The sequence below is a fragment of the Thermodesulfovibrionales bacterium genome (genome assembly GCA_026417875.1).
Taxonomy (GTDB): Bacteria; Nitrospirota; Thermodesulfovibrionia; order Thermodesulfovibrionales; family CALJEL01; genus CALJEL01.
Genome location: JAOACK010000058.1, coordinates 1 through 11,682 on the forward strand (window position 1 = coordinate 1; position 11,682 = coordinate 11,682).

Below are 11,682 nucleotides of genomic sequence, written 5' to 3' on the forward strand. Positions count from 1 at the left end.
AATTATATCCCTGAGATTTAGACCTGCATAGAGGTCACTCAGTAGAATTACTGGAAATAGTGTAGGATGGCCACGCCTTTGATTGTAATAAGGTATTAGTATCCTGTCAGGCTCTTCCATGTGTTTCTGAAGAAGTTCTTTCATGGTATTTGGTGATACAAGGGGATGATCTGATGGATAGACAAGTATACCCGTTACAGTGTTCTCAATCATTCTACAGCCGATTCTTACTGACTCAGCCATCTCGCTTTCGGGCATTCTGTTAACAGCAATCTTTACAGGCAGATGCTCTATCTCCTTTATTATACTCTCACCATTAGAGCTTATTACTACAACTATGTCCCGTATACCCGATGCTATAATTGAATCAATACATCGCCTGATTACAGTAACGTTACCCAAAGGAAGGAGCTGTTTTATCTGTCCAATCCTTTTTGCTGAACCTGCTGCAAGAAGAACTGCTGAAACCCGAGCTTCCATCCTGCCTCCTGATCTGTATTATCTGTGCAATAATACTGATCGCTATTTCCTCAGGGGTCACAGAGCCTATTTCAAGGCCAACTGGTGTTATTACTCTGTTTATATCCTCCTGAGAGAATCCCTGGTCTGCCAGTGCCTTAAAGAGCAGAGCTTTTTTTCTTCTGCTTCCAAGAAGACCAATATATCGGGCTTCTGTTTCAAGGGCTGATTTTAATGCTTCGAGATCGTGATTGTGACCGCGTGTAGCAATAACAATAAAATCACTTTTACTAACAGGATACTTTTTAAATATTGTTTCAAAATCATTAATAATTATCCTGTCGGCATCAGGAAAATTCTCCCTGTTTGCATGTTCCTGCCTGTCATCGACCACCGTAACACTGAAGCCTGAAAACTTAGCAATTTTTGATAATGCCTTTCCAACATGCCCTGCTCCGAGGATTATTAAAGAAGGTTCAGGGATAATTGGTTCTATATAAACCAGTACCTTTCCACCGCACACCAGACCTCCGTGTTTTTCTGTAAGTTCAAAGGGTAAAGTTCTGGGGGTGCTGTCTTTAATTGCCATAAGACAGGCCTGAATAACCTCTGCCTCAAGACAACCCCCTCCAAGTGTGCCAAGAACTGAACCGTCATCCCTAACAAGAATCTTTGCTCCCTTCTTCTGTGGAGTGGAACCAGTACTTTCCACAATTGTTGCCAGGGCAGCAGGCCTTCCATCCCTTTTAAGTCTCAGTATTTCTTCATATATGTCCATGAATTTTCTTTATACTCCTCTTAATTCATTGACAATCGGAAGACGTCTTATGCGTTTGCCTGTTAGAGCAAAGATGGCATTACATACTGCTGGAGCTACTGGAGGCACACCGGGCTCCCCAACCCCCTGAGGAATATCCTCGGACTTAACAATATGAACTTCAACCTCTGGCATATCCTTTATTCTCAGAACAGGATAATCGTGGAAATTTGATTGTTCAACCCTTCCATTTTTGAGCGTGATAGCACCAAAAAGCGCAGCCGAAAGGCCAAAGACAATACCTGATTCCATCTGTGCTTCTACAGTTGAGGGATTAACAACTCTTCCGCAATCAATAACACACACAACCCTGTGGACACGGAGCTCGCCTGCCTTATTTACAGAGACCTCTGCTACCTGAGCCACAAAACTCCCGAATGACTTATGAAGTGCAATGCCCCTGCCTTTACCCTTTTCAACTGGCTTTTTCCAGCCTGCCTTCTCAACAGCGAGGTCCAGGACAGCCCTGTATCTTGGATTATTTTTAAGTAGCTCTCTTCTGAATTCATAGGGATCTCTACCTGCAGCATGCGCCACCTCATCTATAAAACTCTCTACAACAAAAGCAGTGTGAGAATGTCCAACAGAACGCCACCAGAGTACCGGCACATTCACCTTAACAGTATGGAGATCTACATAAATATTTGGTATGGAATAGGGTATATCTTTAGCTCCTTCAACGGATAATTCATCTATACCATCCTTCAAAAGTCCCTGCTCAAAGGGTGTGCCTTTAACAATTGATTGTCCAACAATAGTGTGCACCCAGGAATTAAGGTTTCCTTTATCATCAAGTCCCGCAGAGATACTGTGGTAAAACATGGGTCGGTAATAACCTCCCCGGATATCATCCTCACGTGTCCAGATTACCTTAACGGGTTTCTTGACCACCTTTGCTATGTGAGCTGCCTCTGAAACAAAATCAGAATGTGGATTTGCCCGCCTTCCAAAGCCACCGCCAAGAAAGGTGGTATGAAGATGCACATTTTCAGGCTTTAACCCGAGAATAGAGGCTGCTGCATTTCTGTCCAATGTCTGCATCTGTGTGCCCGTCCATATATCGCATCTATCACCTCGGAAATCAACCAGACAGTTAAGGGTCTCCATGGGTGCATGGGCAAGATAGGGTACTTCATATTCAGCAGCTATCTGTTTAGAAGCCTTCATGAATTCCTCTTTTGCCTCGCCTTCCTTTCTTGCTATCAATCCGGGGGTTTTTGCAAGACTTGAATAATTGGAGCGCATTTCTTCAGTCGAAATCTTTGAATTTTCACCCTCATCCCATTCTACTTCAAGTGCCTCCCTTCCTTTGTAGGCAGACCAGAAATCCTTTCCAACAACAGCAATGCCTGAAGGAATGGGTATCACATATTTTACACCATTCACCTTCAGCGCCTTTTCATCATTGAAACTTTTTATCCTTGCACCGAAAACAGGGGGGCGCAAAACCAGAGCAGTAAGCATACCTGGAACCTTTGTATCAATTCCGAATACTGCCTTACCATTCACCTTCTCTTTAGCATCAAGATGCTTTGTTGGTTTTCCAATAATCTTAAATTTTTCAGGTGATTTTAGAGGCACATCCTCCGGTGGTTCCATATGTGATGCCTTTTCAGCAAGTGAACCAAAGGAGAGTCTTCTTTTTGTCTTATAATGTATAACAAATCCTTTTTCAGCGTAACATTCTGAAGGATCTACCTTCCAGGTGTCAGCTGCTGCCTTGATCAGCATAATACGGGCTGCTGCACCTGCTTTTCTGAACTGTACCCATGTGGAACGAACACTGGAGCTTCCGCCAGTGCCCTGAACAGCACCCCATTCTGTGTGATTGTATACAGGAGCAACTGGAGCTGATTGAACCTTAACGCTCGAGAGTTCACATTCCAGTTCCTCTGCGATAAGCATGGGAAGGGATGTATAAACTCCCTGCCCCATCTCAGATTTATTAACTATAATAGTAATGGTGTTATCAGTTCCGATCTTTATAAATGCATTTGGCATAAATTCTTTGGTCGCTTTCCTTTTTCCCCCTGCAGCTCCTGGAATACAGAATCCAAGAACAAGTCCTCCACTGATAATTGCGCCTGTCTTCAGAAATTCACGCCTGCTTATATTAATTATCTTTCTCATCTTCCCCTCCCTTTAGCCATTAGTTTAGATGCCAGATGAATTGCCTTTCTTATTCTCTGGTATGTCCCGCATCTGCAAAGGCATCCTGACATGTGCTCATCAATATCCTTATCACTGGGATTTGGTTTTTCATTCAGAAGAGAAATAGCCTGCATGATCTGTCCCGGCTGACAGTAACCGCATTGAGGTACATCCTCTATTAACCATGCCCTTTTTACAGGATGGCTTTCAGGAATACCCTCAATAGTGATTATTTTTTTTCCCTTAAGATCTTTAACCCTGGTCTGACATGACCGCTCTGCCCTTCCGTTAATAAGTACAGTACAAACTCCGCACTGTGCTATGCCGCAGCCAAACTTTGTACCTATCAAGCCGATATGCTCTCTTATCACCCATAAAAGTGGCGTGTCAGGACTGACATCAACTCTATAATGCTTTCCATTAATAAAGAGAGTAAACATAAATCCTCCTTTCAGTAATAAATTTTATTTTGATACCGTCAGACTAAAATGCTTGAGAATCAGAAATTGATGCACCCTTTTCATTTCTTATACACATACCACATTAAAAACCTTTTGTCAAGAAAAACCCTTTCAATATTTAGGGGAAAATTGTCTGTACAGGTTATTTTATACATGCAATGAAAAGAAGCTGTTATGGCTAGTTATTAAGCGTTATAGATTACACGGTGAATTGATACTATTTTTTTAAGAAAAGATAGAGACAGAGGTCACCATCTTCATTAAATGAAAATTCGACTCTCTCTCTCATCATGATGGAAAGGTCATCAGCAAGGTCTTCAAGTTTCTTTTTCACTGTATCCATATCTTTGTGCTCAATATCATAAAGCTCAAGGATATCAATTATATCTTCAACATCCTTTGTAAAATAGCACTCAAGAACAACCTTTTCAGGAACAGGATTCATTGTCTTTACTCGCTCCTTAGCCAGCTTTATCTGGTGCTGGAGCCTCTCAAGACACATCCCGTATATCTTCAGACCTTCATACTTCATAGCCAGTACTCACTCTTCAGAATATTATAAATATAGATTTTAAAACATTTTCCACTTTTTCTTAATCTGAAAGTATATTGCTGTATCAATAGCCACCATTAGAGCATTAATAATGTATATAAATATAACAGCATCATAACTGTAAAGAATTTTATGGATGATACCAGAAATATATCCAGCAAGTACTATGAATAAAAATACAGGACTCTTTCCACTGACATCTTTAGTTTTTAGTGATTTAACTATTGAAAATGGCCAAGCAGCACCAAAACAGATAACCATCAGTATCTCAAAAAAGCTCATTTCTTTTTAAGAAACATTATCCCCGCTATGTATATACCCTCTTCACGGATAACCCATTTTACCATTGCCTGCTCTTTATTGCCTCTGTATTCAAAATTCAAGATATTACCGACCTCAAGGGGCGTTTGAGTTTTTATGCATAGACCTCCCTCGGATGAATTGATTATCTCTGCCCTTGAAAATATATCTTTTTTATGACCGAGTTCTATTCTTGAAAGAGAAAAATTAATTTCTCCACCTGCAGGTACCCTTTCATATTTTCTCGTATGCCATCCGCCAGCTACCATCAGGCAACTGCCACCTGTTGTGTTTTTTTCTCTGCTGCAAGCCTGAAGACCTCAGGTGCATTGAAGGTTCCATCTATTGCCTGGACAGGACATTTTGCAGTACAGATTCCGCATCCAATGCACCTTGACTGGTCAATGGTGTGCTTTTTCTTGAGCTCTCCTGAAGCAGCATTTACAGGGCAGACCTTCATGCATATCTGACATCCTATGCAATTGTCAAGGACAAAGGCCTTCGGTCTCTGAGGGATGTAGTCCCTTATTGCCTTTGTGGGGCATTTTGTTACACAGAGTCCGCAGACTTTGCATTTTTCAAGATTTATCTTTGAAAGATTATCTTTCACCTCAGGTGCATCAAAGGGACATACCTTTACGCATATTCCACAGGCAATACAGCCAACCTCACAGTTCTTCTTTGTCTCAGGTCCTCTGTCTTTTGAATGGCAGGCAACAAGAACCTGTTTTGATGCTGGCAGGACCTCAATTACCTTTACAGGACAGGCCTGTTCACATTTCCTGCATCCAGTGCACTTTTTAATATCCACATAGGGAAGATGATCCTCTGTCATTGTAATTGCTCCAAAAGGGCACACCCTTGCACAGGTTCCATATCCGAGGCAACCGTATCTACAGGACTTGTCCCCACCGCCTGCAAGCACCGCAGCTCTACAATCCTTTACACCTTCGTACTTAAATCTCTTCTGTGACCTTGACCATCCACCCTGACACATTATCCTTGCGTATATGGGTTCTCTTATCTCCGCCTTTTTTCCTGTTATAAGGGCTACCATCTCTGCTGACCTCTTACCTCCAGGGGTACAGAGATTGGGTGGCACATTGGGATCCTTAACTACTGCTTCAGCATACTGTTCACATCCTGCATAACCACAGGCACCACAATGGGCATGGGCAAGGTATTCCTTTACCATCTCGACCTTCGGATCTATCTTAACTGCAAACCTCTTTGCTGCAAAGGCAAGACCAAGTCCAAAGAGTGTTCCGATACCTGCGACAAACAGGGCAGTAAATTTCAGCGTTGAACCTATATCAACATGCTCCTTTGCCTCTACACCACCACCAACTCCAGCATAGGCAATAGAGGCATAAAGAAGCATAATGATTATAAAGAGAGTTCTTTTCATTATTAGAACCTCCTGTTTATGCTTAGACTCTGGCTTTATTATAACATTCCATAAGAGGGTTTTACAGTGTTATAAGTCCTGAAAATCCTGTAAAAGCAAGGGCTATGAGCCCTGTTGTAACAAAGGCAATCGGCAGTCCTCTGAATGGAGCTGGTACATCAGCAAGTTCCAGTTTCTCTCTTATACTTGCCATTATAATTAATGCAAGGGCAAAACCTATTCCGGAGCCAAGACCAAAGGAAAGGCTTTCTATGAATGTATACTTCTCTCCTGCATTTATGAGAGGAACTGCAAGTATAATGCAGTTTGTTGATATAAGGGCAAGGTAGATACCGAGCTTGTAGTAAAGACCTGGAGAGACCTTTCTCATTATGGTATCAGATGCCTGAACAAAGGCTGCAACCACTCCAATGAATATAACTATCTTAAGAAAGGTTATATCAAGGGGTATCATTACATAATTATAGATTAGCCAGCTTATGGCTGCACTTATTACCATGACAGATGTAAAGGTTATACTCATCCCGACCGCTGTCTCCATCTTTTTTGATACACCGAAGAATATGCAGAGGCCCAGAAATCTTGTAAAGACAAAGTTGTTTATAAGGGATGCTGCTATAAATAGCTCAAAGAGTTTAGTAAATTCTTTTCCCATACTTCCTCCTCAGTGATGACCTGATGATGCCTTTTTAAGGTATCTCATATCAATCCAGTTAAAGAATGCCATAAGGATTCCCACAGCAAGAAATCCACCAGCTGGAAGTATCATGATGAGAAGAGGTTTACTATCTACTATAGGAATGCCCCACAGTGAACCCTTTCCAAGAAGCTCTCTGAAGAAACTTATTACAGTAAGGGCAAAAAGAAATCCAAGCCCCATGCCAATGCCATCAAACATGGATGGCATTATCCTGTTTTTACTTGCAAACATCTCTGCCCTTGCAAGTATGGATGCAAAGGCAACTATGAGCTGAATGTAAAGACCCATCTGCTTATAGGCATCCCTCGCAAAGGCAGCCATTGTCATATCAGTAACAGATACCCATCCGGAAATTATGAGCATGAATATGGGGAGCCTTATCCTTGGGTGGATGAATCTCCTGAAGGCAGCAACAGTAATATTGACCATTGTCTGGACAAAAAGAACCGCAATTCCCATCAGTACGCCATTTCTGAGACTGCTTGTAACAGCAATGGCCGGACAGAGGCTTATGGCAAGTTTGAATATGGTGTTTTCAGCAACAATTCCATTTATAATGACGTCCCTGTATCTGATCCTTTCTTCAGGAAGTTTTATAACCTCTTCACTCATCAAGAACCTCCTTGTTTATTGCCTTCTAATGTTTCCTTTAAAAACCTGAGTGCATTCTTTACACCATCCTCGGTAACAGCCCTGCTGGAGATTGTAACACCAGTGATTGCCTGAATATATTCAGTGGTCTCTGTCTTTACGAGTTTAATATTTTCAAGACTTTTACCCTTAAACTGGTTTTTGAATGAATCTGTCTCTATCTCATCACCAAGCCCTGGTGTTTCTGCATGAGAAAGTATCTCTATCTTTTCAATCCTTAGGTCTTTATCTGTTGCAACAAGGATATTTATGTAACTTGAGTAACCCTTTCCAAAGGTCTGGATTATGTAACCAGCTACGTCACCACCCTTCTTCACAGCATAATACTCTGCATGCTTTTCATGGGGATACCAGTCGCCGAGTTTTTCAATAGCCTCTGCCTCAGGTGCCATCTTTTTCAGGGCCTCCTGTTTTTCCTGCTCATTTTTCTGGTATATAACAGGAGATGTCTTAGCATATACTGCAGCAAGAATCAGGGCACCTATTATGTAAATAACAACTAGATTGAGTGTAATCTTAATAATATCCTTTGGAGTCATTTCTTCTGCTCCTTTCTTGAACCGAAGACCCTTGTCTTAAAACCCCTGTCAAGTAGTGGTGCAAAACAGTTCATTATTAAAATGGCGAACATAACACCCTCAGGATAACCTCCCTTTAATCTTATAAGCATTGTAAGAAACCCACAACCTATACCAAAGATAATCTGGGCTGTCCTTACCATCGGAGAGGTAACGTAATCAGTAGCCATGAAGAATGCTCCAAGCATTATTCCACCACTCATGAGATGGAGGAGAGGGTCACCTGTAAAAAGAGCACCCTTACCTCCAAATATCCATGCTATAATGGCTGCTGTACCAAGAAAACTCAGGGGTATATGCCAGGTTATATAACCTCTCCATAGCAGAAACAATCCACCAATAAGTATGGCAATTACTGATGTCTCACCCAGTGAACCAGCCCTCTGACCTGTAAGCAGATGGATGTAGAGATTTGCCCTGTCACCGAATATCTCAATGAGTCTTGCTATTCCTTCCTCCTTAAGTATCATGAGAGGTGTTGCTGTTGTCTTTGCATCTACTGTAAAGCCAGCAGGCTCATGCCATGTGGTCATTATCCTTGGCCAGGTAAGAAGAAGAAAGGCCCTGCCAATCAGGGCTGGATTAAAGATATTGTATCCCAGTCCACCAAAGAGCTGTTTGGTAATAACTATGGCTACAAAAGAACCAATCACCGGAAGATAGAAAGGAACACCTGGTGGAAGATTCATTCCAAGGAGTAAACCTGTAAGAAAGGCACTTCCATCAGTGATAGTGATATCCCTCTTTGTGAATTTCTGGTACGCCCATTCAAAAAAAACTGCACTCGCTATAGAGAGACTCAGTACATAAAGTGCTCTCAAACCAAAGAAATAAACAGCCATTATTGTTGCTGGAAGCAATGCCAGATTTACTGTCCACATTATCCTTGGGACAGATTCTTCACTCCTTATATGGGGACTTACCGATATTATTAATTTGTCCTTTGTGGCTTCCATGCTCACCTCACGGTTTTACAAGAGATTTCCCAAGTCTCACAAATTGAACAATAGGTCTCTTTGAAGGGCATACAAAGGCACAGGTGCCGCATTCAAAGCAATCAAAAATATTATACTCCTTCATCTCCTCATAAAAACCCTTCTCGCCAAGGATGCTGAGCATACTCGGCATAAGACCCATGGGACAGGCATCCACACACCTACCGCACCTGATACAGGGTTTGAAATCCTCAGCATGTATAACCTCTGAATCAGTCATTACGAGTATTCCGGAGGTTCCCTTTGTTACTGGTATATCAAGTCCTGGAAGGGCAAATCCCATCATTGGACCACCAGCCACGATCTTAGAAACATTATTATTAAAACCACCGCAGTATTCTATAAGATGAGATATGGGTGTTCCGATCTTTGCCATGAGATTCTTCGGATTCTTGATTCCCTCACCCGTGACAGTAACAACCCTTTCTATTAAGGGTTTGCCATATCTTACGGCTTCATAAATAGCAAAGGCAGTTCCTATGTTCTGAACAACAATACCCACATCCATTGGAAGCCCCCTTGGTGGTACCTCACGGCCTGTTGTTGCCTTTATGAGCATCTTTTCAGCACCCTGGGGATATTTTACTTTGAGAGCGCATACCTCAATTCCTTCGACCGCCTTTACGGCTTCATTCATTCTGGCTATTGCATCAGGTTTATTATCCTCGATTCCTATAATGCCCCTCTTTACTCCGAGAATCTTCATTATAATCCTCATGCCCTCCACAATCTCAGCAGTCTTCTCGATCATGAGTCTGTAGTCAGCAGTCAGGTAGGGCTCGCATTCTGCACCATTGAGAATTACTATATCTATGGATTTTTCCTTTGGAGGTGAGAGTTTTACATGGGTTGGAAAGGCTGCTCCACCGAGACCGACTATCCCTGCATCTTTTATTTTATTCTTCATTTCCTCCGGTGAGAGATTCATATAATCAGGGTTATCCTTAAGATTAGTCCATTCATTCTGACCATCATTTTCTATAACAATTGCCTGTGAGAACCGACCTGTAGGAAGCTGGATATTTTCTATGGCAATGACCTTCCCAGAAACAGAGGAGTGTACTGCTGCTGATACAAAACCCTCAGGTATACCTATGAGCTGACCTTTTTTAACCTGATCTCCTGCATTTACAGAAGGCCTGCACGGAGCACCGGTATGCTGGCTGAGTGGAATAAAAACCTTTTCTGGTTCAGAGGGAATCTCTATTGGTGAGTCCTTTGAAAGTTCCTTTTTTTCGGGTGGATGTGTTCCGCCCTTAAATGTTGCAAGAGCCATCTCCATCCTCCTTCTTTTTAGAAAAAAGAGCCTATAAGTAATAGCACTTAGATACTCCTTATGTCAAGGGATGGTTGATAATAGAATTATTAATTTTTTTAATCAAACTCATCAGTTATAATATTAAGAAGAGAATACCTCCATTAAGGAGTATTAAAAATCTTTGAAAGGTCAGTGAAATGAAGCTTCTAATAACAGGCGGTGCTGGATTTATAGGAAGTGAGGTGGTAAGACAGGCAGTAGCTAGGGGATTTTCAGTGACTGTCATTGACAATCTCTCCTATGCAGGAGACATTGAGCGTTTAAGAAATGTTATTGAAAGGATTAAATTCTACAGAGCAGATATAACTGATAAGGCAGCCCTTGATGAGATCTTCAGAAAAGAGAATCCTGATAACATAATTCACCTTGCAGCAGAAAGCCATGTGGACAGGAGTATCCTTGAGCCAGAGAGATTTCTTGAGACAAACGTAATGGGGACATTCAATCTACTTGAGCTTTCAAGGGAATTAAAAATAAAAAGATTTATCAATGTCTCAACTGATGAGGTCTATGGAGAGCTTGGTGAGCAAGGTTATTTCACAGAGGAAAGCCCTTTAAAGCCAAATTCGCCCTATTCAGCAAGCAAAGCATCTCAGGATATGCTTGGAAGGGCATACTGGCGTACCTACGGACTACCAGTAATAACAGTGAGACCTTCAAATAATTACGGTCCCTGGCAGTACCCTGAAAAATTAATACCTGTCATTATAGTAAAGGCACTTTATAACGAAAAAATACCTCTTTACGGTGATGGAAGGAATGTAAGAGAATGGCTCTATGTAGAGGACTGCGCTCAGGCTATTCTCATGATTCTTGATAAAGGGATACCGGGAGAGATCTATAACATTGGCAGCAATGAAGAAAAGAAGAATATAGAAGTTGTTAAAGAGATCCTGAAGATTCTTAACAGATCAGAAGATCTGATTGAATTTGTAAAGGACAGACCGGGTCATGATTATAGATACTCTATGAGCGTAGAAAAGATCAAAAAAGAGACAGGCTGGTCACCAAAAACAGGATTTAAGGATGGAATTGAAAAAACCGTAAGATGGTATATGGACAATATAAAATGGCTTGAAGAAAAGGTCAGATCCCTTAAGGATTACTGGGAAAGAATTTATAAAAAGGATTAAGACGGACAGCATGCCAGAATATCTAATAACAGGAAAGGACGGACAGCTTGCAAGAGAATTTCTAAAAAGACTGGGTAATGAGGCAAAAGGTTTTTCTCATTCTGAACTCGACATAGGTTCACTTGAAAGCATACTTGAGTGTCTTTACACTGTAAGAC

General features: G+C 41.5%; 14 protein-coding genes. 1 reads left to right on the forward strand and 13 read right to left on the reverse strand.

All coding sequences use genetic code 11. The features are described from left to right. The 13 genes from N2257_09080 to rsxC all read right to left on the reverse strand — a co-directional run. Positions 1–480, reverse strand: a 480-nt coding sequence (locus N2257_09080) for a nucleotidyltransferase family protein (GenBank protein ID MCX7794536.1), incomplete at its 3' end; no start/stop codon positions are given. Continuing rightward, on the reverse strand, positions 395–1,237 hold the full coding sequence (locus N2257_09085) for an XdhC/CoxI family protein (protein ID MCX7794537.1): 843 nt from the start codon (positions 1,235–1,237) through the stop codon (positions 395–397). The genes N2257_09085 and N2257_09080, both read right to left, overlap by 86 nt. Positions 1,238–1,246: 9 nt before the next feature. Next, positions 1,247–3,406, reverse strand: a complete 2,160-nt coding sequence (locus N2257_09090; GenBank protein ID MCX7794538.1) for a xanthine dehydrogenase family protein molybdopterin-binding subunit — start codon at positions 3,404–3,406, stop codon at positions 1,247–1,249. Next, complete coding sequence (locus tag N2257_09095) at positions 3,403–3,867, reverse strand: (2Fe-2S)-binding protein (GenBank protein ID MCX7794539.1); 465 nt, start codon at positions 3,865–3,867, stop codon at positions 3,403–3,405. Before N2257_09095 ends, N2257_09090 begins: the two co-directional genes overlap by 4 nt. Before the next feature lie 238 nt (positions 3,868–4,105). Then, complete coding sequence (locus N2257_09100) at positions 4,106–4,420, reverse strand: hypothetical protein (protein ID MCX7794540.1); 315 nt, start codon at positions 4,418–4,420, stop codon at positions 4,106–4,108. 39 nt (positions 4,421–4,459) lie between these two features. After that, a complete protein-coding gene (locus tag N2257_09105; protein ID MCX7794541.1) occupies positions 4,460–4,723 on the reverse strand; it encodes a hypothetical protein in 264 nt (87 codons plus the stop codon). After that, the gene (locus N2257_09110; GenBank protein MCX7794542.1) at positions 4,720–5,010 is read right to left on the reverse strand and encodes a PilZ domain-containing protein; all 291 of its coding nucleotides are present in this window, start codon (positions 5,008–5,010) and stop codon (positions 4,720–4,722) included. Before N2257_09110 ends, N2257_09105 begins: the two co-directional genes overlap by 4 nt. Next, a complete protein-coding gene (locus tag N2257_09115; GenBank protein MCX7794543.1) occupies positions 5,010–6,149 on the reverse strand; it encodes a Fe-S cluster domain-containing protein in 1,140 nt (379 codons plus the stop codon). Before N2257_09115 ends, N2257_09110 begins: the two co-directional genes overlap by 1 nt. A 61-nt stretch (positions 6,150–6,210) precedes the next feature. Continuing rightward, on the reverse strand, positions 6,211–6,804 hold the full coding sequence (locus tag N2257_09120) for an RnfABCDGE type electron transport complex subunit A (protein ID MCX7794544.1): 594 nt from the start codon (positions 6,802–6,804) through the stop codon (positions 6,211–6,213). A 9-nt stretch (positions 6,805–6,813) separates the two neighbouring features. Beyond that, positions 6,814–7,461, reverse strand: coding sequence for an electron transport complex subunit RsxE (rsxE, locus tag N2257_09125; GenBank protein MCX7794545.1), 648 nt, complete (start codon positions 7,459–7,461; stop codon positions 6,814–6,816). Continuing rightward, positions 7,461–8,039 (reverse strand): RnfABCDGE type electron transport complex subunit G, encoded by a 579-nt coding sequence (locus tag N2257_09130; protein MCX7794546.1) that lies wholly within the window; start codon positions 8,037–8,039, stop codon positions 7,461–7,463. Before N2257_09130 ends, rsxE begins: the two co-directional genes overlap by 1 nt. Continuing rightward, positions 8,036–9,034, reverse strand: coding sequence for an RnfABCDGE type electron transport complex subunit D (locus tag N2257_09135; GenBank protein MCX7794547.1), 999 nt, complete (start codon positions 9,032–9,034; stop codon positions 8,036–8,038). Before N2257_09135 ends, N2257_09130 begins: the two co-directional genes overlap by 4 nt. Positions 9,035–9,041: 7 nt before the next feature. Further along, positions 9,042–10,349, reverse strand: a complete 1,308-nt coding sequence (rsxC, locus tag N2257_09140; protein MCX7794548.1) for an electron transport complex subunit RsxC — start codon at positions 10,347–10,349, stop codon at positions 9,042–9,044. Between the two features lie 179 nt (positions 10,350–10,528). Between rsxC and rfbB the strand changes: the two genes are divergently transcribed. After that, positions 10,529–11,524, forward strand: coding sequence for a dTDP-glucose 4,6-dehydratase (gene rfbB, locus N2257_09145; protein ID MCX7794549.1), 996 nt, complete (start codon positions 10,529–10,531; stop codon positions 11,522–11,524). Positions 11,525–11,682: the final 158 nt, after the last annotated feature.

What these genes read in the sequence shown, in the direction of transcription:
- rfbB (MCX7794549.1), top strand. Translation starts at nt 10,529, where the DNA reads ATGAAGCTTCTAATAACAGGCGGTGCTGGATTTATAGGAAGTGAGGTG.
- N2257_09115 (MCX7794543.1), bottom strand. Translation starts at nt 6,149, where the DNA reads ATGAAAAGAACTCTCTTTATAATCATTATGCTTCTTTATGCCTCTATT.
- N2257_09100 (MCX7794540.1), bottom strand. Translation starts at nt 4,420, where the DNA reads ATGAAGTATGAAGGTCTGAAGATATACGGGATGTGTCTTGAGAGGCTC.
- N2257_09105 (MCX7794541.1), bottom strand. Translation starts at nt 4,723, where the DNA reads ATGAGCTTTTTTGAGATACTGATGGTTATCTGTTTTGGTGCTGCTTGG.
- rsxC (MCX7794548.1), bottom strand. Translation starts at nt 10,349, where the DNA reads ATGGCTCTTGCAACATTTAAGGGCGGAACACATCCACCCGAAAAAAAG.
- N2257_09090 (MCX7794538.1), bottom strand. Translation starts at nt 3,406, where the DNA reads ATGAGAAAGATAATTAATATAAGCAGGCGTGAATTTCTGAAGACAGGC.
- N2257_09095 (MCX7794539.1), bottom strand. Translation starts at nt 3,867, where the DNA reads ATGTTTACTCTCTTTATTAATGGAAAGCATTATAGAGTTGATGTCAGT.
- N2257_09135 (MCX7794547.1), bottom strand. Translation starts at nt 9,034, where the DNA reads ATGGAAGCCACAAAGGACAAATTAATAATATCGGTAAGTCCCCATATA.
- rsxE (MCX7794545.1), bottom strand. Translation starts at nt 7,461, where the DNA reads ATGAGTGAAGAGGTTATAAAACTTCCTGAAGAAAGGATCAGATACAGG.
- N2257_09130 (MCX7794546.1), bottom strand. Translation starts at nt 8,039, where the DNA reads ATGACTCCAAAGGATATTATTAAGATTACACTCAATCTAGTTGTTATT.
- N2257_09085 (MCX7794537.1), bottom strand. Translation starts at nt 1,237, where the DNA reads ATGGACATATATGAAGAAATACTGAGACTTAAAAGGGATGGAAGGCCT.
- N2257_09110 (MCX7794542.1), bottom strand. Translation starts at nt 5,010, where the DNA reads ATGGTAGCTGGCGGATGGCATACGAGAAAATATGAAAGGGTACCTGCA.
- N2257_09120 (MCX7794544.1), bottom strand. Translation starts at nt 6,804, where the DNA reads ATGGGAAAAGAATTTACTAAACTCTTTGAGCTATTTATAGCAGCATCC.